Here is a 24,016-nt window from a genome sequence, read left to right as displayed (position 1 = left end):
CTCTGCGCCGCCCGCGTGGATGCCGTGAGCGGCCCCGAGGATCTCACCGTGCTCGTGGCGTCGCTGGTCGCGCTCCTGCCGTTCGAGGACGCCGCCGCGTGCTCTCTCGACGCCCCCTTCGACGTGGAGACGCTCGCATCCACCAGCACCCGCGCCGCGTCCCTGGACGAGACGCAGCTCGACTTCGGCGAAGGTCCGGCCTGGGACGCCTTCCGCAGTCGTCGGCCGGTCCAGCTCTCCGTCGCCGGCCGCGACGCTGAAGCCGCGTGGCCGGTGCTCGCCTCCTCGCTGACGGCCGCCGGCGTGTGCTCGGTGCTCGCGCTGCCGCTGTCGTTCGGACCGCTCCGCATCGGAGCCGTCACGCTCTTCAGCTCCGGAGCTGCGCACGCGGACGAGAAGGCGGTGCAGGTCGCCCAGAGCATCGCCACCCTGCTGGGTCGCGCGGTCGTCGCTCGCGCTCTCGCTCGGGCCCAGGACGGGGAGGCGGGCTTCGACGCGTCCTTCGCGCGCCGCGAGGTGCATCAGGCGACGGGCATGGTCCTCAGCCAGAGGGGGACCACTCCGGACGACGCTCTGCTCATCCTGCGGGCCTACGCGTACAGCCACTCACGGACCCTCCGCGACGTCGCGGCCGACGTCGTCGCCCGCCGCCTCGATCTCTCCGTCGACCACGACCACTGAAAGCAGGTTCTCGATGCCCGCCTCCGACCACACGCAACTGCTCCTCGAGACTCTCACCGTGGTCGCCGACACTCTCGTCGACGACTTCGACATCGTCGAGTTCCTGCACGACCTCGTCGATCGGTGCGCCGCGATCTTCGACGCCGTGGACGTGGGTCTCGTCCTCGGCGACGAGCACGGCGAGCTCGTCGTCATGGCCTCGACCAGCGAGCGCCTCCACCTCATCGAGGTCCTCCAGCTCTCCGCCGGGGACGGACCCTGCGTCGAGGCCTTCCAGGACGGCAACGTCGTCACCGCCGGAACGCTGACGAGCATCGCCGCCCGCTGGCCCGCCTTCGCGCAGGCGGCTCGGGACTCCGGCTACCAGTCCGTGCACGCCGTTCCGCTGCGGCTGCGGCAGAGCACCATCGGCTCGCTGAACTTCTTCAGCGACCGGCCCGGCGAGTTCGGCGCGGGCGACGTCCTCGCTGCTCAGACCATCGCCGATGTCGCCACGATCGGCATCGTCCAGGAGCGGGCGATCCACGGATCCGCACTCGCTCGCGAGCACCTGCAGCACGCCCTCGACATCCGGATCGTCGTCGAGCAGGCCAAGGGGGTCATCGCCCACAGCCGGAACGTCGACATGGTGACGGCCTGGAATCTGCTCCGTCACAGCGCCCGATCCCGCGGAGCCCGCGTCTCCGACATCGCTCACGCCGTCGTCGAGGGCGACGTCGTCCTCTAGTCCGGCCGGCACCGACGTGCGCGGGCGAGCGGACCGACGGGCCCACCCGCCCTCCTCCTGTGCCGCTCGTCACCGCAGGATCGTGATCGCAGCTGCTCTCCAGCGCCGATCAGTCGCTGCGGTCGAGCTCCCGATTCGTCGCCGCGGGAGTCGCCCACCGTCGGTCGCGTCGTCGCGGCTACAGCACGTCCTCGATCGCGGCGAAGGTCCGGTCGGGGTCCTCGAGCTGCATGTCGTGGTGCACGCCCGGGAGCCGGCGCACCTGCCAGCCCCGCTGCTCGAGCCGCGCGGCCAGGGCGTCGGGCAGCACCGCCGGCGACTGGTCGGAGAGGACGATCGTCGACGGGACCGCCGGCGCCTCGACCGGGATCGGGTGGAAGGCGACGTCCCGGAAGACGCCGACGGCCATCCGCGCGTCGAACCGCTCCTTCGCGTCGTCGAGGAGCGCGCGGGTCTCCGGGCTGTAGGCGGCGCGGACCGCGGCGCTCGCCCGCGCCTGCCCGAGCTGGGCGATGCCGAGCGACAGGAGCGGCGCCGCCCAGAACAGCCGTCCGGCCAGGCCGCTCGTCGGCAGCGACAGGGCGAATCCGGGATCGAGGTAGACGGCTCGGCCGGGCGCGAGTCCGGCGACGGCCCGATGCAGCACTGCGCCGCCGAGCGAATGGCCGACCACGCTGTGGAGCCCCGTCGGCAGCGACTCGACCAGATCGGCGGCCATGTCGTCGATCCGGTACGACTCCGCCCGCGGGCTCGCGCCGTGCCCGCGCAGGTCGACGGCCGTCACGGTGCAGCGGCCGGTCGCGACGAGCCGCTCGACGAACGGCCCCCAGGTCGCCGCCGACGCGCCGAGACCGTGCACCAGCCCGACGTGTCGCGGTCCGGATCCGGTGGTGATCGTCTGGAGGAGCATCCCCTGATCCTGCCCGAGACGGCGCCCGAGGCGGAGGCGCCGGGCGGGTGGAGAGCCTGCTGCACGCTCTGCGTCGATGATCGCGCCACTTCTCCTGCCATCGAGGTGCCCGCTCTTGACTCCGTCGACGAGCGCTGGGAGGTTCTCCGGATGCGGTCGCACTCCGCCGTCCGCCCGAGCAGCCGACCGAAGAGAGGTCCTCCATGACAGCGACGAGCGGAGCCACGGGAACGGTCGGCCGGACCGCCCTCGTCTTCGGGGCGGCGGGTCTCGTCGTCGGTGCCGTCGTGGGAGGAGCCGCCGTCTTCGGAGCGGGACTCCTCCTCGACGACTCGAGATCGAGGATCACGATCCGGGACGTCACCCGCGCGGACCTGGACGGCCTCGAGCGGGCCGCCGCTCCGAGCAGGGACGCCTGCGGAGATCGGCGGGGGTGCGTGGAGGGCGTCGACGGGCCCGGGGCGTCGATCCACCGCTACCGCTCCCTCGATCTCGCGCGGCAGGCGACGGTCTACAGCACGAGGGACGTCTACCGGTCGGACCGGCTCGTCATCGAGTTCGAACCGCACCTGGGACCTGATGAGCGGCACGACCTGATCCAGGTGATCGAAGGGACCTGGACCGGAAGCAGCGACTGACGGGCTCCGAGCGAGCCGGTCTCCCGCGCGCGAGCGGCTCGACCTCCGGCGCAGGGACTGCTCCGTGAGCGCCGATCCTCCTCCGGAATGCCCACCGGACAGGGGCCTCCGCAGGGGGTCCGCTCCGGTGCGGTCCGGTCCTACGCTCGCCCCATGCACCTCCGCACTGTCGCGATGAGGCCCGGCGCCGCCGCTCTCGGGCCGGTCGGCGCGCCCCCACGGACCGCGCTGGACGACGTGCTCGCCCACCTGGTCGCGGCGCTCGCGATCGGATCCGGCCTGCTGCTGGTGCCGGCGGGCGTCGGCGGAGTGCCGCTCCTCGCCACCGGATCGACCGGAGCGAGCGCCTTCGAGGCGTGGGCGCTGATCCGGACGACGGTGGCCCTGCAGATCGGCATCGCCGTGCTCGCGATCGGGCTCGGCGCCGTGGCGCGGACGCGCGGAGCCGCAGGGACACGAGCGGAGCGCTGGTGCGTGGTGGCCGCGGTGAGCGCCGCGATCGGCGTGGTCCTGCTGGTCGTGCCGCCGGTCTGAGGAGCCTCCGGAGAGCGACGACCACCGGCCCGTCGGAATCGCCGCGCCCGGCCGTGACCGAACCGTCACCTCGCGCCGCGCGGCGTGATCGGATCGTTGCAGGATCCGGCACAGGCTGAGGTTCCGCATAGGACACACTCGGCCACAGGGGGCGATCGTCCCCCGCTCATGGGGAAGCCGACCGCGATCAGCGGCTCGGAGAAAGCAGGAATCGTGCGTTCTGCGCGACGACGCCACGGCGTCACCATCATCACCACTGCGGCACTGCTGGGGGCGCTCGCGTTCCCGTCCGTCGCCCTGGCCACCGAGGTCGTCCCTGACGCCGCCTCGAGCCCCGCACCGGCCGAGCCGGCTCCCACCGGGGAGCCCACCGCCACTCCGGAGCCGACCGCGACTCCGGAGCCGACTCCGACCCCGGCGCCCACTCCGGCTCCGACCACCGCGCCCGTCGAGAGCGCGCAGTCGCCCCTGGCGATCGCCCTCGACCGCACCACCTACGAAGCGGGCTCGGCGTTCTCCGCGATCCCCTCGGCGGAGGGCTGGGCCGGCGGCCTGGACGTGTCCGGGACCGGTTTCCAGCCCGGCACCGTCGCCGTCGTCGTGCTCCGCGACGGCGACTCGGAGGAGGCCGTCACCACCAGCGTGATCACCGCCTCCGGCGAGCTCCGCCTCCGGGACTGGCTCCCCACCGACGCGGACGGCGTCGCGGTGGACCCCCACCTCCCGCTCCCCGGCGAGACGATCTCCGTCGTCGCGGAGGGGCTCGACGCCTCGGGTGACCGCGTCGCGTCCAACGCCGTCGAGCTGACCGTGACGCAGCCCGACACGAGCGTCGTCTTCCAGAACCGGGAGGACGGCGGGGTGCTCCCGGCCGGCGCTGACATCCAGGTCGGCGAGTTCCGGATCTACGGCGTCGTCGCCTCGTTCCGCGGATTCGACCGCGGCGAGGACGTGTCCGTCACGCTCACCGCGCCCGACGGCAGCACCTCCGTCCTCGTGTCTCCCGCACCGAGCCCGCTCTCCGGCGAGACCTTCGTCCGGCTGGACGCCGACACCATGGCGGACCAGCTCGGGACCTTCACCGTCACCGCCACGGGAGAGACCAGCGGACGCTCCGTGACGTCGTCGCTCGAGCAGGTCCCGTCGCGCACCGCGATCCGCATCTGGCCCCAGGGAGCCTCACCCGAGCCCGCGCCGGCGGACGGACAGCCCACCAGCGGTGGCGCCCTCCTCGGCTTCGGCGCGGACGAGACCGTCTCGATCGGCGTCTTCTCGACCTCGGGTGCACGCCAGACGCTCACCGGCGGCGCCTCGAGCCTCGAGGTCGGCGTCGACGGGCTCGGCTGGAGCCTGATCTCCCTCGGCGAGTACCCGCTGCAGGACCCGGCGAGCGAGATCTACTGCGTCATCGCCCGCGGCACGTCGAGCGGTCTCGTGGCGAGCACCTCCTACGACTACACGCTGACGGAGGAGGACCCGGTCGCCGGAGAGGCCGACTGCTCCGCCGCCGTCGCCGCGGTCACGGCGCACCCCGCCGGCGCCGGACCCGCAGTGCACCCGGCCGGCTCCCGACCCGCGGCACAGACGGGCGGCCACCGTCCCGCCCTCGCCTCGACCGGCGTCTCGACGACCGCGCCGCTCGCCCTGGCCGCCTTCGGCGTCCTCGGGGGTCTCGCCCTGACGGTGCTCCGCCGCCGCCGCGCGTAGGCGGCTGCGCACCGCGCACGAGGAGGGCGCCCGGGCACACCGCCCGGGCGCCCTCCTCGTGCGCGACCTGTCGGGTCAGTCGGACGGGACCGCGCAGGTCTCCTCCGCCGCGGTCTGGCCCGGAGCGTCGACGGCGACGGGAGCGGGATCCGTCGGAGCCGCGCCGCCCTCCTCCGTGGGCGCCTCCGCTGCGGGATCCTCCGCCGCGGGCGCCTCCTCCGCCGGCGCGTCCGACGCGAGGGTCACCGGCTGGTCGTTGAGGACGCGGTTCATCAGCTCGGCGCCGACCTCGGCGTTCGGCACGACCTTGCCCGGGTAGTCCGGGTCGTCGAGCGCCGGGTACTGCACGAACACCATCTTCGAGAGGTCGACGTCCTTCAGCGCGAGGGCGAGCGAGATCATCGTCGCCGGGCTCGTGAGCGAGGTCGACAGGTGCACGTTCGACGAGGTCGCCTGCGCGAGGCCGTAGAGGGCGGGGATGTTCGAGAGGGTGTCGGCCGAGCGGACGGTGCGCATCAGCGAGGCCAGGTACTGCTGCTGCGACGAGATACGGCTGAGGTCGCTCTGGTCGCCGACGCCGTGGCGGCTGCGGAGGAACGAGAGTGCCATCGATCCGGAGACGGTGGAGGTGCCCGCGGGCAGGTCGAGGCCCGAGTCGGTGTCGAGGATCGGCCCGGTGAGACAGATCGGGACGCCGCCCACGGCGTTGCTCATCTCGATGACGCCGTTGAAGGACACCCAGCCGGCGTAGGGCACCGTCAGGCCGGTGAACTGCTGCAGGGTGTCGTTGACGCAGGCGAGACCGCCGTACTGGAACGCCGAGTTGAGCGGGACGCCGGTGGTCGCCTCGGTGACGGCGCCCGTCTCCGGGTCGGTGCAGGCGGGGCGGTCCAGGATCAGGTCGCGCGGGAAGCTGATCACCGTCGCGCTGCGGTGGTCGGCCGAGACGTGGAGCAGGATGTTGACGTCGTTGAGCGTGTCGTCGCGGACACCGAAGGAGTCGCCCTGCGTCGCGTCGTTGTCGGTGCCGACCACCAGGACGTCGAAGCCGCCCTCGACCGCGCCCATCTGCACGTTCCCGGCGGTGGGAGGAGCGACGCCCAGGTCGACCGCGTTGTCGGCGACGTTCCGGCTGATGCTGACCGTCGCGATCGCCACGAGCGAGGTGGCGCTGACGGCGAGGACGCCGACCACCGCCGCGATCCCGACCACCACTGTCCGCACCCCGGACCGCCTCCGGAGCCGCCCGTGCCGCACCGCGCGCTCGTGAACCCTCATGCGCTCCCACCCCTCGCCCCGCCCGCCCGTTCGCGGACGCAGTCGCTCGCCAGTGTAGGCAGGCCCCCTCCGATGCGGCGCCACGCCGGAGAGCCGGCGCCGCAACCCGTCCCCGGACCGGGCGCCGCATGCCTACCCTGGACGGTGCGCTCTCCTCGTCTTCTGCAGCAGGTCGTCGGCAAGCTCGGCGGGCAGCGGCCCGCGGCCCCGGTGAGCCGTCGAGCGCAGCGGGCGCTCCTCGCCGAGCAGACGGTCCGCGGAGTGCTCGAGCTCGCCGTGCGGCTGGGCGAGACGCTGCTCTCGCTGGGGTCCGCGGCCGCCGAGGTGACCGAGACGATCCAGCGGGTGTGCCGCGCGTACGGCATCGAGTGCCAGGTCGACCTCACCTTCACGTCGATCCTGGTCGTGCACGACGGCGGCGACGACTCCCCGAGCGTGAGCGTGCTGCGCGTCGTCCCCTCCCGCAGCGCCGACTACGAGCGGCTCGCCCGCGTGACGGCGCTCGTCACCGCCATCACCGAGGGCTCGCCGGAGGTGCGCGTCGCGGACGCCGTCGACTCCGCCGAGGCCCGCGAGGAGGCGCGGCACCAGTTCGAGGCCGCGCACGACCGGCTCGACGCGATCCTCGTCCAGCCGCACCGCTACCGCCGCGGGGTCGTCACCCTCACGCTCGCCCTGATGGCGGCGGGCGTCGCGCTCCTGCTCGGGGGCGGACCCCTCGTCGTCCTCCTCGCCGCCGCGACGGCCGCCGCGATCGACCTGGTCAACCAGCTGCTCGCCCGCTGGGGCCTGCCCGCCTTCTTCCAGCAGATCGCAGGCGCTGCGCTGGCGACCGGAGTGGCGGTGGTGCTCCTCGCCGTCGTGCCGCGGCTGCCCGTGGAGCTGGCGGTGCTGCCGCCCGCGCTCGTCGTCGCGTCGGGGGTGGTCGTGCTCCTCGCCGGGCTCTCGTTCGTGGGAGCGGCGGACGACGCGATCAACGGGTTCCCGATCACGGCGGGCGGCCGGCTGCTCGAGGTCGGGCTGCTGACGCTGGGCATCGTCGTCGGCATCGCCGTGGTGCTGGACGGCGCGCGCTCGCTTGGGGTCGAGCTGGTGCTGGTCGACTCCTACGCCCGCCCCTGGCCGGCCGCCGTGCAGGTGCTCGGCGCCGGGGTCGCGGCGGGCGCGTGGGCCCTCTCGTCGCACACCCCGCCGCGGCCCGCGCTCATCGCCGCCCTCACCGGGGCCGGCGCGTTCCTGGTCTCCGACTCCCTGACCACTTCGGGCTTCGCTCCGCTGATGGCCAATGCGCTCCCCGCCCTGGCGATCGGACTGCTCGGCGAGATGCTGGCCGAGCGGATGCGGGTGCCCGCCGTGGTGACGACCGCGTGCGCCATCGTCCCCCTCCTGCCCGGTCTCACCCTCTACCGCGGCGTCCTCGGCCTCACCTCCGACGTCGGTCCGAGTGCCGGGATCGAGCTCCTGCTGCAGGCGGGCATGATCGCGCTGGGCCTCGCCGGCGGAGTCACGCTCGGCCGGATCGCCTACCGCCGCCTGCGCACTCCGATCGTGCGCGCGGTCGCGCCGGTCCGGGCCCGCACCCGTCGGGACCGCGGCATCGAGCAGGCCCTCGCCGCCGATGTGCTCTACCAGGACGCGCCCGAGATCGCGCAGGCCGACCTCGGGCAGGCGGGCGTCGCGGCGTCCGACCGGGCGGCGCCGACCCCGGGTGAGCCCGCATCGCCGCCCGACGAGCCGGCGCCCCCGGCCGAGGAGCCGTTCGTCCGCACCGGAGTCGTCCCGATCGTCAGCACGATCGGCGTGACGGAGCCGGTACCGGTCGTCAGCGAGGAGGATCCTGCGGACCGGGGCTGACGGGCCGCGCGGAGCCGGGGACGGAGAGGCCGTGGACCGCGAGGTGGTCCTTCAGAGCGCGGGCGCCGGGCAGCCCGACCTGGCGCGCGACGAGCTCCAGCTCGACCGGCGTGACCGCCGGGTGCGTGCGGAGCAGCCTCTCCGCGGCCTCCGCTCGCGCGCGTCGGAGGAATCCTTTCGCCGTCGTGCCGGTCGGAGCGAAAGCACGCTGCAACCGCCTCTCGCTGACCGCGAGATCGGAGGCGAGGGCGCGGACGGAGAAGCCCGGGTCGCCGAGCCGCTCGCGGACGACGCGGCGAGCAGCGAGGACGAGGCGGCGGTCCGCAGAATCGAGCGTCCTCGGCAGGTCGGGCCCGATCCGATCGAGGACGTCGGAGGCGAGCGCCTCCAGCGCGATGCGGTATCCGGTCGGGAGGAGGGCCGCCGAGTCGTCGGCGCCCCCGAGGACCTCGTTGGCGAGGGCGGAGAGCGCACGGACGCTGCGGACGTCGTCCTGGACGATCACCGGCTCCCCTCCGAGCTGCAGATCGAACCGCGAGGAGGAGCTCGAACCGAAGACGATCTCGATCGTGCCGACCGAGTCGGTGTTCCTCGTCTCGAGGGCGCGCGTGGTCCGGCTGAACACGGCCTGCCCGCGCTCCACCCGGACGCCGCCCGCGGGCAGGAGGAGCTCGAGTGCTCCCTCGGTGACCAGCGAGACGGAGACGCCGGGAGCACGCGCACCCCCCTGCCTGGTCTCCCCCGGCCCCCGGAGGATGCGCGCGAGGGCGAGATCCGGCGCGCGGCAGGCGTCGGCCGCCAGCCGGAACGCTCGTGCGGACGGCACGGTGGCGAACCCGCGTGCACCGAGCCACGCGGTCGCGTCCGCGCCCCCCAGGCCCACTCTCCGCTCGATCCTCGACGGGTCGCTCCTCAGCATGCGCTTCCCCTCTCCATGGTCGATCATCCTCCGAACTCCACCACACGCGTCTGGGCGGTGCTCGGCGGACGGTAATCCGCCACTCTCCGACGAGAATCCGTCCGATCGCGGCCCCGGCCTCGATCCGCGCACGCGGCTCGGTGAGGATCGGTCAGATCCACCCGAGGCCGCTGATCGGAATCCGACGCGCGCACTCGGGCCGGCCGCCCTTCGAGGCGACCGGACGGAGCGATCGCCTGCGGTGCCCCACCGCCGGCGTCGACCCGACACCGCGAACCGGACGGACCCCCGTCCCCAAGGAGAGACCCATGTCCCACACCCCTCAACTCGACGCGACGTCGACGGAAGCCCCGTCCCGTACGGCGCGCGACTCGACCTCCCGCCGCACGATCGTCCACGGTGCCGCCTGGTCCGTGCCGATCGTGGCGGCCGCGATCGCCGCCCCGCTCGCCGCGGCGTCGACGGTCCCGACCGACCCGCAGGTCGACCTGGCCACGGTGGTCCGACGCCCGACCGAGTCCCCGAACGGGGCCGTCGCGGGCAGCGGCCAGCACGCCGGCGAGCCGATGTACAAGGGATACCGGGACCTGACGTTCGTCACGACCTACCGCAACGACGGACCCGACACGGTGCCCGCCGGCGCGGTCATCGGGTTCGGCCTGGCCTTCGCCGGCTACTGGGACTCGCTCGCGGTGCAGGAGAACCCCGCCTCGATCCCGCTCACCGATCTCGGCATCGACACCAGCGCGACCGTCCCCCTGGAGGAGGATCCCAGCGTTCAGGTCCACGTCAAGTGGTGGTCCCAGCGCGTGGAGAAGCCGCTCGCCCCGGGCGAGGTCTTCAACCTCACCTACAAGGCCCAGCTCCGGGACCGTCCGTCGAACCCGTCGGGAGTGGGCTTCCCGAAGTACGACTCGCTCTCGATGCGGTCCCGATCGCGCATCACGGTGGGGACGTCGGGTGCCGTCGACTCGAACGCCGGCAACGATCGCGACCTCAGCGACCGGTTCTTCGCGATCGACAACTCCGCCAGCTCCCGCGGCTAGCTCCTTCTCGCACTGCACGGCTCCTCCTCTCGGCGGGTCGACCCCATCCGGGTCGGCCCGCCTCCGTCGTGCGGCCACGACGAGCGCGGCTCCAGCGCCTCATCGCCAGGGAGGCGCCGCACGGATCAGCCCGCGTCGCTCCGCACGACGACGGTGCGGCGGGTGTCGATCACGATCACCGAGCCGAGGACGATCAGGGCGAGCGACACCGAGGCGAGGGTGTCCGTCAGCCAGTGGTAGCCGAGGTAGAGCCGGGCGACGATCTGGCCGGCGATCATCCCCAGCGAGAGCGCGAAGCCGCCGACCAGCCAGCTCCGGGAGGAGCGGCGGGAGGCGAGGAGGAAGGTGGTGATCAGGAAGAAGTCGCTCACTCCCGTGACGTGGCCGGAGGGGAACGAGAACGTCCCGTCGGGCCCGAGCAGCATGTACTCGACCGGCGGGCGCATCCGCATCACGAGGTGCGCGACCAGCTGCACGCTGAGCATCCCGACGAGCATGCCGCCGGCCAGGAGGATCGGCCGCCAGAGGTGCCGGGCGAGGACGAACCAGAGCACGAGGACCGCCAGGATGATGACGGGCAGGTAGACCGGCCCGAAGACGGTGGCGAGCGCGTCCATCACGACGGTGCCCTCGGCGGAGCGCTTCTCGCGGAACCACTCGGCGACGACCGGGTCGAGGACCGTGAGGCCGGTGCCGCTCGCGACCTGCGCGGTGAAGGCCGCGAAGAGGACCACTCCGACGCCGATGAGGCCGAAGCCGGCGCGGTCGAGGCCGCGGCGCGCCTCCGGGGCCATCACGCGCTCCTCCACGAGGAACCGCTGGTGGAAGCGCGCGCGGCGCGAGAGGGCGGGGGCGGTCATCCGCTCACCCTAGGGCTGCGGAGGCGCCGCCGACCGGGCCGTTCGCTCAGCGTCCTACCGCGTAGTGCGTCTGGATCTGCTCCGGCGTGAGGACCGTCGAGTACACCGCGGCGTAGCGCAGGCTCCCGCCGAAGTACGACGAGCCGACGTTCGGCCACTGGCCGCCGAGGCTGTCGTAGCCGATCTTCCAGGTGCCCGTCGTGTTCTCGGCCGTGCGGTAGGCGCTGTTGGAGGCGACCTTCACGCCGTCGAGCCAGAGTGCTGCGCCCGCCGTCGGAGAGAGGGTCGAGACGACGTGGTGCCACGTGCCGTCGTTGACCGCGCGGGGGCTCGTGATCGTCTGCGCCGCTCCGTTGTAGACGCCGAAGACGAGCTTGCCGTCGGCGCCGATGTAGGTGTGCCGGTCGTACTGGCCGCCCGGAGCGGTCGCTCCCGCACTGAAGCTGAAGAGCTTGCCGCCGGCGACCGTGGTCTTGAACCAGATCTCGGTGCTGAAGGTTCCGGGGTTCACCAGCTGCAGGGGCGTGCTCAGGTACTGGTTGGTGCCGTTCGGAGTCCAGGAGCCGCCCGCGTCGCGTGGGCAGGCCTTCGGCGTCGCGGCGGAGCTGACCATCGCGGTCGGGAAGAGGCTGGTGGAGCGGTAGGTGCCCGGGTACTGGCCGGAGTCCGTGTCAGGCGCGGTCGTCGATCCGCTCGGCTGCGCGAGCGTGTAGGCGAAGAGCGCGGCCCCGCGGTCGGCGGCGAGGGCGCCGTCGCAGGTGAAGAAGGCCGCGGCGCTGCCGACGGTGTTCGTCGAGTTCAGGATCGACGCGGTGTACGCGCCCGAGGTGGCGGGGGCGGTGAGCAGCACGGCGGTCAGGGCGGCGAGGGCCGCGGCGACCGCACGCGGCCGCGCGAGGAGCGCGCGCAGTCGCGTGGTCGGCGACGCGGCGGAGAGGCGGTGCCGGCTCATGCCGTCTCCTCCTCGCGCGCGGCGCGGCGGCCGTGCTCGGCGGTCCGCTCCGGCTCCCCGGGCAGGCCGACGAAGACCGTGTAGAGCACCGGGATCGCGCAGAGCAGGACGAAGAGGACCCAGCCCCAGAACGGCAGGTGCAGCGCGGAGGAGAGGGCGTAGGCGTCTCCGTCGTGCGCCGGGATCTGCAGGCGGCCGACCTGTCCGGAGACCAGGTCCACGGGGTCGGCGCCCTCGGCGCTCACGCGGATGGGGAGGACGCCCGTCGAGACGAGCGTGGCGTTCGTCGTGCCGCTGTCGACCGTGGCCTCGAGGACGACGATGCCGACGAGCGGGCGCAGCACGAAGACGGTGACGGACGCGACGAGCGACAGGCCGAGGATCCGCATCGACGCCCGCTGCGTGGGCGAGGCGATGACGCGGGTGAGCAGCTGCACGAGGACGGCGCCGATGATCAGCAGCGGCAGGCCGCGCACGAGCCAGCCGAGCACCGGCAGCGCCGTGGTGACGACTCCGATGAGCTGGTCCTGGCCGGTGGCCCACGGATCGACGGCGCCGTTGATGTCGCCCTGGGTGCGGAGCGTGCCGTCGTCGGCGATCTCGACGACCCGGTGGGTGTAGGTCTCGTCGGGCGTGGTGGTGGGGTGGAAGCTGACCGCGTCGCCGACCCGGACGTCCTCGAGGGCCGTCGGCTGGGTGAGGACGAGGGTGCCGACCGGGGCGGCCGTGCCCATGGAGGGCGTCTGCACGATGAACCAGCGTCCGCCGGACGCGTGGAACAGGAGCGCCGCCGCGACCAGGACGGCCAGCAGAGCGGTCGTCGTCAGGATCAGGGCGGTGCGGAGGAGGGACCGGCGGGGGCGGTCGGTGCGGGGGCGGGTCGTCGGGGCGGGCGAGTCGGGCGTCGCGGGGAGGCGGAGGTCGGCGGTGTCGACGAGGGTCATCGTGTCCGCCTCCTCCGGCGCGGTGCGAGCGGGGCCGTGGGGGCCGGCCCCGCTCGCGGTTCAGGGTGTGGGTGGTGGGGGTGGGGATTCTCGGGGGGGTCTCGGAGGCGTGCGCCGTGCGGCGCGGTTCTCGGGGGAGAGGGGGTTCTCGGGGGCGGTGCAGGAGGAGCGCTGCGGGACGCTCCTCCCCCGGCCCGTCGCGCGGGGGCGCTCCGGGCCGGGTGGAGAGGGGATCAGCTCGCGAAGGTCCAGGTGAGCGGGAGAGAGGCGGACAGGCCCTGGTAGGCGTTGGTGGCCGACGAGTCGAGGGTCACGGCGATGGAGAAGGGGGTGGAGGTGCCGGGGGTGACCGGGGCGGTGTTGAGGGTCTTGACGGCCGAGCCGGCGAGGGTCGCGGCGGTGCCGGTGAAGACGGTGGTCCCACCGGAGGTGATCACGACGTTGAGCTTGCCGCAGAAGTCGGTCGCGGAGCCGGAGGCGCCGGCCGCGGCGTTGTTGGTCTGCGAGCAGGTGGCGCCGGGGGTCAGCGTGAAGGTGTTGGCGGCGACGGTGCCGGTGTTCTTCAGCGTGATCGCGGTGGTGACGGTCTGGCCGGGGACCATCGTGGTCGATCCGCCGAACTTGTTGATGGTCGCGCAGGTCGCGGTGTTGGTGCTGATCGAGCCGCCGTCCGTGCTGAGGCAGGTGATGGGGCTGGCGCCGGTCGACTTCTCCTCCATGACGAGCGAGCCGGAGGCGGCGGTGTTGCCGGTGTTGGAGATGCTCGCGACAAAGCCGGACAGGGTGCCGGACATCGAGACGGAGAGGAGGGCGGCGGCGGCGATGCTCGTCGCGATGGCCAGGGGGGCGAAGCGGACGCGCTTGGACTTGGCGGTGTGGGTCGACATGACAGGACTCCTGAGGGGGTGGGCCGGGCTGGTGCTGAAGGGGGAGGGTCCGACTGGAACTCCGTCGAACTCGATTGACCGCTAAGTTACTTGATGGCCAAGATACATTGCAATCGTTCTTTCACCCCCTGTCCGGGTGACAGGCCATGACCCCCGAGGGCGACCCGTACGATGACCCCAGCCCTACCCCGAGAAGGACGAATGACCACCGAGAAACCGACCCCGCGCGACGAAGATCAGGACGCGCCCGCCGTGCAGCTGCGGCAGTCGCTCCGCCTGCTCGAGAACGCGCAGCGGCACCTCCGCGCGAGCATCGCCGCGGGTGTGGGCGTCGGCATCTCGGAGCTCACGGCGCTCGAGGTCCTCGGCGAGTCGCCCGACCTCACGCCGAAGTGGCTGGGCCTGGAGCTCTCCCTCTCGACGGGCGCCGTGACCGCGCTCCTCGACCGGCTGGCCACCGCCGGCCACGTCGACCGACTCGCCAACCCGCAGGACCGCCGCAGCGTGCTGCTCCGCCTCACCGCCTCCGGGGAGCAGCTGCTCGCGCAGGTGGACGAGCGCTACGACGAGGTCAGTGCGGAGGTGCTCCAGGCCTCCCCCGGACTGAACGGCAGGGCGGACGACCTGGCGCGTGCCGCCGCGGTCATCACCGCGCACACGATCCGCTGATCCGCGCCGATCGCTAGGAGTTCACCGCCCGGGTCAGGGTCCAGACGTTGCGCCCCTCGGAGCGCTCGTGCTCGAACGTGGTCGTCAGCGCCTGGATGAGGGCGAGCCCGCGCCCCGACTCCGCGAAGACGTCCGGCATCTCCCGCGGCCCCGTGTCGATGTCCGGCGGATCGGCCGTATCGACCAGCTCGGCGCGGATCACGTCGCCCTCGACGCGCACGACGAGGCGGCAGACGATCGTCGTCGTCGACGTCGCGTGCTGGATGACGTTGTCGACCAGTTCGACCAGCGCGGTCTCCACGGCCATGCGGTCGCGGGCCGACAGGTCCGGGCGCTCGCTCCAGAGTCCGGCGAGCATCTCGTGGACGACCTCGGTGTCGTCCGGGGGCGTGCGGAACCCGACGCTGCGCTCAGTCACGGTACGCGTCGCCGGCGGTGTCGAAGAGGGTGAGCACCCGGTCGAGGTTGGACAGCTGCAGCACCATCACGACCTGCTCGCTGGGCGCCGCGATCCGCAGGTCGCCGCCCGCCTGCCGCGCGGTCTTGAGGGCGCCGACCAGGGCGCCGAGGCCGGAGGAGTCCATGAACGTCACCGCGCTGAGCTCGACGACGATGCGGGGGCTGCCCTCGTCGACCGCCCGGCGGACGGCCGAGCGCAGCTCCGGAGCCGAGGCCGCGTTGAGCCGCCCCTCCCCCCGCAGCACGGCGATGTCGGGGGCGATCGTCTCGGTCGTGAACGTCATGCGGAGTCCTTCTCGGCGGAGCGGTCGGCGCCCGTGCGGGTCAGCACGAGAGCGGTGATGTCGTCGGACGCGGAACCGGAGGCGGCGAGCGCCTTCAGCGCCTCGAGGAACGCGGCGGTGTCGGCGGAGTCGCGGGCGAGGTCGACCGCGCGCGCCAGGGACTGCAGCGTCCCGTCGTAGAGGTCGAGGACGCCGTCGGTGAAGGCCAGGAGCGAGTCGCCCGCCGCGAGCTCCACGGTCTGGGTGATCCAGCCGCCGTCCTCCGCGATGCCCAGCGGGAGGCCCAGTGCCGCGAGCCGCTGGAACGAGCCGTCGGCGCGGAGGAGGACGGTGAGGCCGTGGCCCGCGTCGACGAAGTCGATCCGGCCGGACGCGGTGTCGAGGCGCCCGTGGAAGAGGGTCGCGAAGGTCTCGGTGGCCGTGAAGTCGTCGTGCAGCTGTGCGCTCACCGCGCTGACGACCGCGTCGGGGTCGCCGCCGAGGCGCGCCCGGAACGCGGAGCGGATCGAGGCGGCCACGATCGCCGCCGCCGTCCCCTTGCCCATCACGTCCACGAGGGTCAGGTCGACAGTCTCGTCGTCGCCGCGCCAGCTGTAGAAGTCGCCGGTGATCGTCCACCGCGGCAGCGAGAGCCCCGAGAGCTCGTAGCCGGCGGGGTGGTGGAGGGAGGAGGGCGCCATCTGCGTCTGCATGTCGGCGGCGCGGTCGCGCTCCGCCGTGTCGCGCAGCTCCCGCTCGACCCACTCGCCGAACTCCTCGAGCAGCTGCTGCTCCTCCTGGCTCAGGCTGCGCGGCACGAAGTCGAGGAGGCAGAGCGTGCCCAGCTGCAGGCCGCCCTCGACCGTCAGGGGCCGCCCGGCGTAGAAGCGGACGTGCGGGTACCCCGCGACGTGCTCGTGCCCGGCCCACGCCGCGTCGGCACCGAGGTCCGGCACGACGAAGGTGGTGCGCTTCTCGAGCGTCGCGTCGCAGAAGGTGCCGGCGCGCGGGTAGGCGAGCACGGCGTCCGGACGCTGCGGGGACTTCGTGAACAGTGTGGTGTCGTCGAGGAAGTGGATCTCGGCCACGGGAACGCGGAACAGCTCCTCGGCCATCCGCGTGATCCGGTCGAAGCGCTCCTCCGGAGCCGACCCCATCATCTCGAGCGCCTCGAGCGCCACCAGCCGCGGATCCTGCTCGGCCTCGATCATCTGTGCCCCTTCCCCCGCGCGCCGCGCCGAGACCCCCCGGAGCGCACGCGCACCTCCGACCGTATCGTCCCGCCTGACGGGTGTGGGACCTCGGGCGCTCGTGTACCCCTCACGGGGTGCGGATGGCGCGGATCGCGCGGCCGTGGCACTCCGCCTCGCCCTCTAGAGGTGCCGACGCCCGACGGCAACCCTCTTGAGGGGCCGCACGCGCCTCCCGAGCCTGGAGGCATGAGGAAACTGCACTACTCCAGTGGACACCTTCTCGTCGGCGACCTGACCTGCAAGGCGGTCCTGCGCTACGCGCGGGCTCTCGCCGATGTCGGCAAATCGGACGTCGTCTCCGTGCCGGTCCTGACCGAGGGCGGCGGCCGGGCGTACGCGCACCTGCTGATCGGTCCCGCGAGCCAGCTCTGGTCGGTGCCGATCGACAGCAGCGAGGTGGAGGAGCCGGACGACGCGGAGGTCATCGCGGACATCGAGCTTGAGACGCGCCGGATGCAGCCGGCCCGCCCCTCGTGGAGCGAGGAGATGACGGACATCCCCCCGCTGGACTTCCTCGAGTACGCGGACATCGCCGACCTCGAGGACTCCCGGCGCGACCCGTCGGACTGAGCCGCTGCCGGGGAGGAGGCTCAGACCGCGGCGCGCTCCACATCGGCCGCCGCCGGCTCCTCCGTGGAGCGGGAGTCGCTGAGCGACAGCGAGCCGATCGTCGCGATCACGCCGACGAGGACCGCCACGGCCAGGTAGGCGACCCGCTCTCCCGCGAAGAAGCTCCGGACGAGGTCCGCGCTCCACGCGCCCGCCGGGAGGGTGGTCGCCACCAGGGCGGCGATCAGCGTGCCGACGACGGCCGTGCCGATGCTGGTGCCGATCTCCTGGGCCGTGTCGTTGAGCGCCGCGCCGATCGAGGTGCGGTTCGCGGGCATCGCCTCGACGAGGGCGACGGCGCAGATGGTCATGATCGTCCGCAGGCCCACCGTCATCACGACCATCATCACGGCGATCGCGAGGTAGCCCTGGTCGACCGCCCAGGACATCCCGAGCAGCGCGCCGACCAGGAGGCCGGTGCCGATCAGGCAGGCCGCGCGGTGCCCCAGCTTCGCGGCGAGGCGCTCGGTGATCGGAGCGGCGGCGAGCATCGTGACGATGACGGGCAGGTTCGCCAGGCCGGCGCGCACCGGGCTCCAGCCGTAGGCGTACTGGAAGTGCAGGATCAGGCCGAACAGGACGCTCGCGAAGGCGACCGAGGCGCCGAGCTGCGTGAGCGCCGCTCCCCGCGCGGGGCCGGCGCGGAAGATCGCGAGGTCGATCATGGGCGAGGCGGCGCGGCGCTCGCGGACGACGAATCCCGCGACGGCCGCGACGGTCCCCGCGGCGCAGGCGATCGTGACGAGCGACAGCCAGCCGTGCTCGACTCCGCTGGTGAGGGTGTAGCAGCCGAGCCCGACCGCGGCGACGGTGAGGGCGGTCCCCGGGAGGTCGAGCCGCTCGGAGGTCAGATCGGCGCGCCGGTCCGCGGGGACTCCGAGGCGCACGCCGATCCAGACCAGCAGCGCGATCGGGGCGTTGACGACGAGCAGCCACTGCCAGCTGACGGTGCTGAGGATCGAGCCGCCGAGGAGGGGGCCGAGGACCATGCCGGACATCCCGACGATCATCACGATCGTGATCGACCGCATGCGGAGCTTCTCGTCGTCGAAGAGCCGGAACACCAGCGACATCGTGACGGGCGCCATGGCGGCCGCGGCGCAGCCGAGGGCCGCACGGAGGGCGATCAGCTGGCCGATGTCGGTGACGAGCACGACGGCGAGGCTGATCAGCCCGAACGCGGCGAGGCCGGTGAGCAGCACGCGGCGGCGGCCGAACCGGTCGGCGGCGGACCCGGCGGTCAGCAGCAGACCGCCGAAGGTCAGGGAGTAGGCGCCGGTCACCCACTGCAGTCCGGCGGTCGAGCCGTCGAGCGACCGTCCGATCGTGGGGAGGGCGATGGAGAGCAGCGTGTTGTCGACCATCTCGACGAAGAAGGCGAGGCAGAGGGCGGCGAGCGGGAGTGCCGCGGAGCGGAGGGAGGTGTGAGCGCGGGGCTCGGCGGAGGTGGTCGTCGGCGTGGTCATCGAGGCGCCTTCCTATCGAACGCCGTTCGACTCTCGTACGGCGTTCGATAGTATGGAACGGCGTTCGGTAAGATGCAAGCCATGCCTGCAGATCGCTCGACGGAGACCGCCGGCGCCGGCGCGCCCTCCCCCGCCCGGGGCCGGCGTCGGGCGTCGCACTCGCTCGACACGGTGCTGGCCGAGGCGATCGCGATCCTCGACGAGTCCGGGGAGTCGGCCCTCACGTTCCGTGCGCTCGCGGCCCGGCTCGGGGGCGGCGTGGCGAGCATCTACTGGTACGTCGGCAGCCGCGACGAGCTGCTCGAGCGGGCGACCGACGAGGTCATGGGCCGGGTCCTCGCCGACAGCGAGCCGCTCACTCACGGGCCGGATCCGATCGACAACGTCCGCGCCGTCGCGCTGGCCCTCTTCGACGAGTGCGTCCGCCGGCCCTGGTTCGGCCTCTACATGCTCCGCGCGACCGGGGTGCAGCCCAACTCGATGGCGATGTACGAGCGCCTCGGGCAGCAGCTCCTGGCGCTCGACCTCACGCCCCGGCAGCGGTTCCACGCCGTGTCGTCCATCGTCAGCTACGTCGTCGGAGTCGCGGCCGACCTGGCGCAGCCGCCGCCGCGCGAGTTCCTCGAGAGCGGGATGGAGAGGGGTGAGTTCCTCGAGCACCTGGCCGACCGCTGGCGCGCCCTCGATCCGGAGGAGTTCCCCTTCGGTCACCACGCCGCCGACGTGATGGCGACCCACGACGACCTCGACGTGTTCCGCTCCGGCCTCGACCTGCTGCTGGCCGGGCTGCGCCTGCAGGCGGGGCGGGGCTGAGCCGGCTCCGCCGCCCCTACCGCTCGCCCAGGGAGTCGGGACCTCCCGACGACCGGCGCACCACGAGCTCCGGCTGGAAGCGCACCTGGCGCGGCTCCTGCTCGAGGAGGAGCTCGACGGCCGTCGCGCCGAGGAGCGAGCTCGGCTGCCGGACGCTCGAGAGCGGCACGACCGTGGCGGTCGCGAAGGCGATGTCGTCGTAGCCGATGAGGGCGATGTCCTCCGGGACGCGGATCCCGCCGAGGAGCACGAGCGCCTGCAGGACACCCACGGCGAGCAGGTCGTTGGCGCAGAAGACCGCGTCCGGGCGATCCTCGGCGTCCCGCTCGGCGAGGGCTCGGCCGGCCTCCCTCCCCGCCAGGACCGAGAGCGCGTCGGTGTGGATCTCCTCGAGGACCGCGCCCTCGACGGCGGCGACGGCCGCGCGCGCGCCGGCCAGGCGGTCGGCGACCTGGCGGATCGACTCCGGACCTCCGATCACGGCGAGGCGGCGGCGGCCGAGACCGAGGAGGTGCTCCGCGGCGAGGCGCCCTCCTGCGACGTCGTCGACCGAGACCGAGGAGACGGCGGGGTCGTCCGATTCGCTGTCGACCAGGACGCACGGGATGCCGTGCGATCGGAGACGGGCGAGGCGCGTCGGGTCCTCGCCCTGGGGCGACAGGAGGACGCCGGTCACGCGCTGCTCCTCGAAGAGGTCGAGGTAGGCGCCCTCGCGCTCCGCATCGCCGTCGGTGCTCGCCAGCAGGACGGCGAGCCCGGCTTCCGCGGCGCGGGCCTGGGCGCCGCGAGCGACCTCGGCGAAGAAGGGGTTCCCTCCGTCGAGGACGACCAGGCCGATGCTGCGACTGCGGCCGGCGCGGAGCTGACGGGCGGCGTCGTTGCGGACGAAGCCGAGCTCGGTGATCGCGTCCTGCACCCGGCGGACGGTGTCGGCGTTCACGCTGGAGCGCCCGTTGAGGACGTTCGACACGGTGCCGACGGCGACACCCGCACGGGCGGCGACGTCCCGGATGCTCACGGCCACGGCAGGTCCCTCCTCCGGTCGGGTCGGGTCCGACGCTCGGAGCCCCGGGCCCGAGGGTAGGCCATCCCCTCCTCGCCGGGACCGCGGGCAGACGAGTGCTTTGACACCGGGCGGACGCGGCGACTAGGGTCGCCATTATGCGATGAAACGATTCATTCGCCCTTCTCCGCCACTGCAGTCCCGAAGGATCCGCCCGTGACCGACCTCTCCCCCGATCTCCTCAGCCGGCTCGAGCAGCAGGCCATCGAGCTGCCCTCGTGGGCCTTCGGCAACGCCGGCACCCGCTTCAAGGTCTTCACCACTCCGGGGACCCCGCGCACCATCGAGGAGAAGATCTCGGACGCGGCGACCGTCCACGAGCTGACCGGCCTCGCGCCGACCGTCGCGCTGCACATCCCGTGGGACCGGGTCGACGACTACTCCGCGCTCGTCGACTTCGCCGCGTCGAAGGGCGTCGCGCTGGGCACGATCAACTCGAACACGTTCCAGGACGACGACTACAAGTTCGGCTCGCTGACGCACTCGGACCCGGTCATCCGACAGAAGGCGATCGACCACCACCTCGCCTGCATCGACGTCATGGACGCGACCGGCTCCCGCGACCTGAAGATCTGGCTCGCGGACGGCTCCAACTACCCCGGCCAGCAGGACATCCGCGGCCGCCAGGACCGCCTCGCCGACTCCCTCGCCGCGATCTACGAGCGCCTCGGCTCCGAGCAGCGGATGGTGCTCGAGTACAAGTTCTTCGAGCCCGCGTTCTACCACATGGACGTCCCCGACTGGGGGACCTCCTACGCGCACGTGGCCGCCCTCGGCGACCGGGCGCTCGTCTGCCTCGACACCGGCCACCACGCGCCGGGCACCAACATCGAGTTCATCGTCGCCCAGCTGCTGCGTCTCGGGAAGCTCGGCTCGTTCGACTTCAACTCGCGCTTCTACGCGGACGACGACCTGATCGTCGGCGCCGCCGACCCGTTCCAGCTCTTCCGCATCCTCTACGAAGTGGTGCGCGGCGGCGGCTTCGGTCCCGACTCCCCCGTCGCGTTCATGCTCGACCAGTGCCACAACGTCGAGGACAAGATCCCCGGCCAGATCCGCTCGGTGCTCAACGTGCAGGAGATGACGGCGCGCGCGCTGCTCGTCGACCGCGACCAGCTCGAGCAGGCGCAGCTCGCGGGCGACGTGCTCGGTGCGAACGGAATCCTGATGGACGCGTTCTACTCGGACGTCCGGCCGGCGCTGGCCGCGTGGCGCGAGACCCGCGGACTGCCCGCCGACCCGATGCGCGCCTACGCCGACTCCGGCCGGGCTCAGCAGCTCGCTGAGGAGCGCGCCGGCGGCACCCAGAGCTCCTGGGGAGCCTGACCGACTCGGGACGGGGTCGCTGCACCCGAAGGGCGGTCCCGTCCCGACCCCTCCCTCCTCCTCACCCCTCTTCTCCGAACAGGAACCCTCGCATCCCATGACGAACGACACCGCCGCGGAGCTCATCGCCCGCTCGAACCGCCTCGGCGCCGACCCGCGCACCACGAACTACGCGGGCGGCAACACCTCCGCGAAGGGCACCACGACCGACCCCGTGACCGGCGAGCCCGTCGAGCTGCTCTGGGTGAAGGGCTCCGGAGGAGACCTCGGCACGCTCACCGAGTCCGGCCTCGCCGTGCTCCGGCTCGACCGCCTCCGTGCGCTGGTGAACGTCTACCCGGGCATCGAGCGCGAGGACGAGATGGTCGCCGCGTTCGACTACACGCTCCACGGCAAGGGCGGCGCGGCCCCCTCGATCGACACCGCGATGCACGGCCTCGTCGACGCCGCGCACGTCGATCACCTGCACCCGGACTCCGGCATCGCCTTCGCGACCGCCGCCGACGGCGAGCGCCTCACCGCCGAGGCCTTCGGCGGCACCGTCGCGTGGGTCCCGTGGCGCCGCCCCGGCTTCCAGCTCGGCCTCGACATCGCCGCCGTCAAGGAGGCGCACCCCGAGGTCATCGGCGCGATCCTCGGCGGCCACGGCATCACCGCCTGGGGCGACACCAGCGAGGAGGCGGAGGCCAACTCGCTCCGCATCATCCGGACCGCGAGCGCCTACATCGCCGAGCACGGCCGCCCCGAGCCCTTCGGCCCGGCCCTCGAGGGCTTCGCCGCCCTCCCGGAGGAGGAGCGCCGCGCGAAGGCCGCCGCTCTCGCCCCGCACCTGCGCGCGATCGCCTCGCACGACCGTCCCCAGGTCGGCCACGTCACCGACTCCGCCGAGGTCCTCGACTTCCTCGCGAGCACCGAGCACCCGCGCCTGGCCGCGCTCGGCACCTCCTGCCCCGACCACTTCCTCCGCACCAAGGTCAAGCCGCTGCTCGTCGACCTGCCGGCCACCGCCTCCGTCGAGGAGATCCTCGAGCGCCTCCCCGCCCTGCACGAGGCGTACCGCGCCGACTACCAGGCCTACTACGACGCACACGCGACGCCGGAGAGCCCTGCGATCCGCGGCGCCGACCCGTTGATCGTGCTGGTCCCGGGCGTGGGCATGTTCTCCTACGGCGCGAACAAGCAGACCGCCCGTGTCGCCGGCGAGTTCTACGTCAACGCGATCAACGTCATGCGCGGCGCCGAGGCGATCTCGACCTACGCGCCCATCGACGAGGCCGAGAAGTTCCGCATCGAGTACTGGGCCCTCGAGGAGGCGAAGCTGCAGCGGATGCCGAAGCCCAAGCCCCTCGCCTCCCGCATCGCCCTGGTCACCGGCGCCGCCTCGGGCATCGGCAAGGCCATCGCCACCCGTCTCGCGGCCGAGGGCGCCTGCGTCGTCGTCGCCGACCTCGACCTCGCCAAGGCGCAGGCCGCGGCCGCCGAGCTCGGCTCGACCGACGTCGCGGTGGGAGTCGCGGCGAACGTCTCCGACGCCGCTGCGGTGAAGGCCGCGATCGACGCGACCGTACTCGCGTTCGGCGGCCTCGACCTCGTCGTCAACAACGCCGGGCTCTCGCTCTCGAAGTCGCTCTTCGACACCACCGAGGCCGACTGGGACCTCCAGCACGACGTGATGGCGAAGGGCTCGTTCCTCGTCTCGCAGGCCGCGGCCCGGGTGCTCGTCGACCAGAAGCTGGGCGGCGACATCGTCTACATCTCCTCGAAGAACTCTGTCTTCGCGGGCCCGAACAACATCGCCTACTCCGCGACCAAGGCCGACCAGGCCCACCAGGTGCGCCTGCTCGCGGCCGAGCTCGGCGAGCACGGCATCAAGGTCAACGGCATCAACCCCGACGGTGTCGTCCGCGGATCCGGGATCTTCGCCTCCGGCTGGGGAGCGAACCGCGCCAAGACCTACGGCATCGACGAGGAGGACCTGGGCGCGTTCTACGCGAAGCGCACCATCCTCAAGCGCGAGGTCGTCCCCGAGAACGTCGCCAACGCCGTCTTCGCCCTCTGCACCTCGGACTTCTCGCACACCACCGGGCTTCATGTGCCCGTTGATGCGGGCGTGGCTGCGGCCTTCCTGCGATGACATCGTCATCGCGGGAACGCCGCA

24 protein-coding genes are annotated in these 24,016 nt (G+C 72.9%); 12 read left to right on the top strand and 12 right to left on the bottom strand.

All coding sequences use genetic code 11. The annotated features are described in order from the left end of the window. Window positions 1–24 precede the first annotated feature (24 nt). Both GSU45_RS02045 and GSU45_RS02040 read left to right on the top strand, forming a co-directional pair. On the top strand, window positions 25–681 hold the full coding sequence (locus tag GSU45_RS02045) for a GAF and ANTAR domain-containing protein (RefSeq protein WP_159912289.1): 657 nt from the start codon (window positions 25–27) through the stop codon (window positions 679–681). 13 nt (window positions 682–694) lie between these two features. After that, the gene (locus GSU45_RS02040) at window positions 695–1,408 is read left to right on the top strand and encodes a GAF and ANTAR domain-containing protein (RefSeq protein ID WP_159912288.1); all 714 of its coding nucleotides are present in this window, start codon (window positions 695–697) and stop codon (window positions 1,406–1,408) included. 178 nt (window positions 1,409–1,586) lie between these two features. On the opposite strand, the gene GSU45_RS02035 is transcribed toward GSU45_RS02040, so the two are convergent. After that, window positions 1,587–2,318: an alpha/beta hydrolase gene (locus tag GSU45_RS02035; protein ID WP_159912287.1), complete on the bottom strand. Its 732-nt coding sequence runs from the start codon at window positions 2,316–2,318 to the stop codon at window positions 1,587–1,589. Window positions 2,319–2,521: 203 nt separating this feature from the next. Between GSU45_RS02035 and GSU45_RS02030 the strand changes: the two genes are divergently transcribed. From GSU45_RS02030 to GSU45_RS17100, 3 genes are all read left to right on the top strand, one after another. Further along, a complete protein-coding gene (locus tag GSU45_RS02030) occupies window positions 2,522–2,956 on the top strand; it encodes a hypothetical protein (RefSeq protein ID WP_159912286.1) in 435 nt (144 codons plus the stop codon). Between the two features lie 153 nt (window positions 2,957–3,109). Continuing rightward, window positions 3,110–3,490, top strand: a complete 381-nt coding sequence (locus tag GSU45_RS02025) for a hypothetical protein (protein WP_146078433.1) — start codon at window positions 3,110–3,112, stop codon at window positions 3,488–3,490. A 168-nt stretch (window positions 3,491–3,658) separates the two neighbouring features. Next, window positions 3,659–5,197, top strand: a complete 1,539-nt coding sequence (locus GSU45_RS17100) for a hypothetical protein (RefSeq protein WP_208543477.1) — start codon at window positions 3,659–3,661, stop codon at window positions 5,195–5,197. A gap of 75 nt (window positions 5,198–5,272) precedes the next feature. Here GSU45_RS17100 and GSU45_RS02015 read toward each other — a convergent pair whose 3' ends face one another. Next, window positions 5,273–6,421 (bottom strand): LCP family protein, encoded by a 1,149-nt coding sequence (locus GSU45_RS02015; RefSeq protein WP_159912284.1) that lies wholly within the window; start codon window positions 6,419–6,421, stop codon window positions 5,273–5,275. A 198-nt stretch (window positions 6,422–6,619) separates the two neighbouring features. Between GSU45_RS02015 and GSU45_RS02010 the strand changes: the two genes are divergently transcribed. Further along, entirely contained in the window at window positions 6,620–8,329 is a 1,710-nt protein-coding gene (locus GSU45_RS02010; protein WP_159912282.1) for a threonine/serine exporter family protein, read from the top strand. Here GSU45_RS02010 and GSU45_RS02005 read toward each other — a convergent pair. Continuing rightward, on the bottom strand, window positions 8,298–9,275 hold the full coding sequence (locus GSU45_RS02005; RefSeq protein ID WP_159912280.1) for a helix-turn-helix domain-containing protein: 978 nt from the start codon (window positions 9,273–9,275) through the stop codon (window positions 8,298–8,300). The two genes, GSU45_RS02010 and GSU45_RS02005, sit on opposite strands and share 32 nt — an antisense overlap. 281 nt (window positions 9,276–9,556) lie before the next feature. On the opposite strand from GSU45_RS02005, the gene GSU45_RS02000 reads away from it, so the two are divergent. Next, window positions 9,557–10,294, top strand: coding sequence for a hypothetical protein (locus GSU45_RS02000; RefSeq protein ID WP_159912278.1), 738 nt, complete (start codon window positions 9,557–9,559; stop codon window positions 10,292–10,294). A gap of 125 nt (window positions 10,295–10,419) precedes the next feature. Here the strand turns inward: GSU45_RS02000 and GSU45_RS01995 are convergent, their stop codons facing one another. The 4 genes from GSU45_RS01995 to GSU45_RS01980 all read right to left on the bottom strand — a co-directional run bounded on the left by GSU45_RS01995 (window position 10,420) and on the right by GSU45_RS01980 (window position 13,937). Beyond that, window positions 10,420–11,154, bottom strand: coding sequence for a phosphatase PAP2 family protein (locus tag GSU45_RS01995; RefSeq protein ID WP_159912276.1), 735 nt, complete (start codon window positions 11,152–11,154; stop codon window positions 10,420–10,422). Window positions 11,155–11,200: 46 nt separating this feature from the next. Beyond that, entirely contained in the window at window positions 11,201–12,106 is a 906-nt protein-coding gene (locus GSU45_RS01990) for a LamG domain-containing protein (RefSeq protein ID WP_159912274.1), read from the bottom strand. Further along, a complete protein-coding gene (locus GSU45_RS01985) occupies window positions 12,103–13,050 on the bottom strand; it encodes a S26 family signal peptidase (protein WP_159912272.1) in 948 nt (315 codons plus the stop codon). The genes GSU45_RS01990 and GSU45_RS01985 overlap by 4 nt, the downstream gene beginning before the upstream one ends. 233 nt (window positions 13,051–13,283) lie before the next feature. Further along, window positions 13,284–13,937: a hypothetical protein gene (locus GSU45_RS01980; RefSeq protein ID WP_159912270.1), complete on the bottom strand. Its 654-nt coding sequence runs from the start codon at window positions 13,935–13,937 to the stop codon at window positions 13,284–13,286. 201 nt (window positions 13,938–14,138) lie between these two features. On the opposite strand from GSU45_RS01980, the gene GSU45_RS01975 reads away from it, so the two are divergent. After that, window positions 14,139–14,606, top strand: a complete 468-nt coding sequence (locus GSU45_RS01975; RefSeq protein WP_159912268.1) for a MarR family transcriptional regulator — start codon at window positions 14,139–14,141, stop codon at window positions 14,604–14,606. Between the two features lie 13 nt (window positions 14,607–14,619). Here GSU45_RS01975 and GSU45_RS01970 read toward each other — a convergent pair whose 3' ends face one another. Genes GSU45_RS01970 through GSU45_RS01960 form a run of 3 tightly spaced genes read right to left on the bottom strand, consistent with a single transcriptional unit; the run spans window position 14,620 to window position 16,539 of the window. Next, window positions 14,620–15,024, bottom strand: coding sequence for an ATP-binding protein (locus tag GSU45_RS01970; protein ID WP_244248179.1), 405 nt, complete (start codon window positions 15,022–15,024; stop codon window positions 14,620–14,622). Next, a complete protein-coding gene (locus GSU45_RS01965; protein WP_159912266.1) occupies window positions 15,017–15,349 on the bottom strand; it encodes an STAS domain-containing protein in 333 nt (110 codons plus the stop codon). Before GSU45_RS01965 ends, GSU45_RS01970 begins: the two co-directional genes overlap by 8 nt. After that, complete coding sequence (locus GSU45_RS01960) at window positions 15,346–16,539, bottom strand: GAF domain-containing SpoIIE family protein phosphatase (RefSeq protein ID WP_159912264.1); 1,194 nt, start codon at window positions 16,537–16,539, stop codon at window positions 15,346–15,348. Before GSU45_RS01960 ends, GSU45_RS01965 begins: the two co-directional genes overlap by 4 nt. A gap of 228 nt (window positions 16,540–16,767) precedes the next feature. Here GSU45_RS01960 and GSU45_RS01955 point away from each other — a divergent pair, with 228 nt between their 5' ends. After that, complete coding sequence (locus GSU45_RS01955; protein ID WP_159912262.1) at window positions 16,768–17,151, top strand: hypothetical protein; 384 nt, start codon at window positions 16,768–16,770, stop codon at window positions 17,149–17,151. Between the two features lie 20 nt (window positions 17,152–17,171). Here GSU45_RS01955 and GSU45_RS01950 read toward each other — a convergent pair whose 3' ends face one another. After that, the gene (locus GSU45_RS01950) at window positions 17,172–18,656 is read right to left on the bottom strand and encodes an MFS transporter (RefSeq protein ID WP_159912260.1); all 1,485 of its coding nucleotides are present in this window, start codon (window positions 18,654–18,656) and stop codon (window positions 17,172–17,174) included. An 81-nt stretch (window positions 18,657–18,737) separates the two neighbouring features. Here GSU45_RS01950 and GSU45_RS01945 point away from each other — a divergent pair, with 81 nt between their 5' ends. Beyond that, the gene (locus GSU45_RS01945) at window positions 18,738–19,469 is read left to right on the top strand and encodes a TetR/AcrR family transcriptional regulator (RefSeq protein WP_159912258.1); all 732 of its coding nucleotides are present in this window, start codon (window positions 18,738–18,740) and stop codon (window positions 19,467–19,469) included. Window positions 19,470–19,485: 16 nt separating this feature from the next. On the opposite strand, the gene GSU45_RS01940 is transcribed toward GSU45_RS01945, so the two are convergent. Further along, complete coding sequence (locus tag GSU45_RS01940) at window positions 19,486–20,493, bottom strand: LacI family DNA-binding transcriptional regulator (RefSeq protein WP_159912256.1); 1,008 nt, start codon at window positions 20,491–20,493, stop codon at window positions 19,486–19,488. Between the two features lie 195 nt (window positions 20,494–20,688). Here GSU45_RS01940 and rhaI point away from each other — a divergent pair, with 195 nt between their 5' ends. Continuing rightward, window positions 20,689–21,858, top strand: coding sequence for an L-rhamnose isomerase (gene rhaI, locus GSU45_RS01935; protein ID WP_159912254.1), 1,170 nt, complete (start codon window positions 20,689–20,691; stop codon window positions 21,856–21,858). Window positions 21,859–21,955: 97 nt separating this feature from the next. Next, the gene (locus GSU45_RS01930) at window positions 21,956–23,992 is read left to right on the top strand and encodes a bifunctional aldolase/short-chain dehydrogenase (RefSeq protein WP_159912252.1); all 2,037 of its coding nucleotides are present in this window, start codon (window positions 21,956–21,958) and stop codon (window positions 23,990–23,992) included. Window positions 23,993–24,016: the final 24 nt, after the last annotated feature.

The sequence above is a fragment of the Rathayibacter sp. VKM Ac-2801 genome (assembly GCF_009834245.1).
GTDB lineage: Bacteria > Actinomycetota > Actinomycetes > Actinomycetales > Microbacteriaceae > Rathayibacter.
Note: the sequence above shows the minus strand (reverse complement) of the source record. Positions and strands in the feature narration are given on the sequence as shown.

Bases quoted from the DNA above. Each gene is read 5' to 3' on its own strand.
- GSU45_RS02025 (WP_146078433.1), top strand. From the start codon at position 3,110: ATGCACCTCCGCACTGTCGCGATGAGGCCCGGCGCCGCCGCTCTCGGG.
- GSU45_RS01950 (WP_159912260.1), bottom strand. From the start codon at position 18,656: ATGACCACGCCGACGACCACCTCCGCCGAGCCCCGCGCTCACACCTCC.
- GSU45_RS01945 (WP_159912258.1), top strand. From the start codon at position 18,738: ATGCCTGCAGATCGCTCGACGGAGACCGCCGGCGCCGGCGCGCCCTCC.
- GSU45_RS01930 (WP_159912252.1), top strand. From the start codon at position 21,956: ATGACGAACGACACCGCCGCGGAGCTCATCGCCCGCTCGAACCGCCTC.
- GSU45_RS01960 (WP_159912264.1), bottom strand. From the start codon at position 16,539: ATGATCGAGGCCGAGCAGGATCCGCGGCTGGTGGCGCTCGAGGCGCTC.
- GSU45_RS01980 (WP_159912270.1), bottom strand. From the start codon at position 13,937: ATGTCGACCCACACCGCCAAGTCCAAGCGCGTCCGCTTCGCCCCCCTG.
- GSU45_RS01995 (WP_159912276.1), bottom strand. From the start codon at position 11,154: ATGACCGCCCCCGCCCTCTCGCGCCGCGCGCGCTTCCACCAGCGGTTC.
- GSU45_RS01975 (WP_159912268.1), top strand. From the start codon at position 14,139: ATGACCACCGAGAAACCGACCCCGCGCGACGAAGATCAGGACGCGCCC.
- GSU45_RS02035 (WP_159912287.1), bottom strand. From the start codon at position 2,318: ATGCTCCTCCAGACGATCACCACCGGATCCGGACCGCGACACGTCGGG.
- GSU45_RS02000 (WP_159912278.1), top strand. From the start codon at position 9,557: ATGTCCCACACCCCTCAACTCGACGCGACGTCGACGGAAGCCCCGTCC.
- GSU45_RS02005 (WP_159912280.1), bottom strand. From the start codon at position 9,275: ATGATCGACCATGGAGAGGGGAAGCGCATGCTGAGGAGCGACCCGTCG.
- GSU45_RS02030 (WP_159912286.1), top strand. From the start codon at position 2,522: ATGACAGCGACGAGCGGAGCCACGGGAACGGTCGGCCGGACCGCCCTC.
- GSU45_RS01955 (WP_159912262.1), top strand. From the start codon at position 16,768: ATGAGGAAACTGCACTACTCCAGTGGACACCTTCTCGTCGGCGACCTG.
- GSU45_RS01990 (WP_159912274.1), bottom strand. From the start codon at position 12,106: ATGAGCCGGCACCGCCTCTCCGCCGCGTCGCCGACCACGCGACTGCGC.
- GSU45_RS01985 (WP_159912272.1), bottom strand. From the start codon at position 13,050: ATGACCCTCGTCGACACCGCCGACCTCCGCCTCCCCGCGACGCCCGAC.
- GSU45_RS02040 (WP_159912288.1), top strand. From the start codon at position 695: ATGCCCGCCTCCGACCACACGCAACTGCTCCTCGAGACTCTCACCGTG.
- GSU45_RS01965 (WP_159912266.1), bottom strand. From the start codon at position 15,349: ATGACGTTCACGACCGAGACGATCGCCCCCGACATCGCCGTGCTGCGG.
- GSU45_RS17100 (WP_208543477.1), top strand. From the start codon at position 3,659: ATGGGGAAGCCGACCGCGATCAGCGGCTCGGAGAAAGCAGGAATCGTG.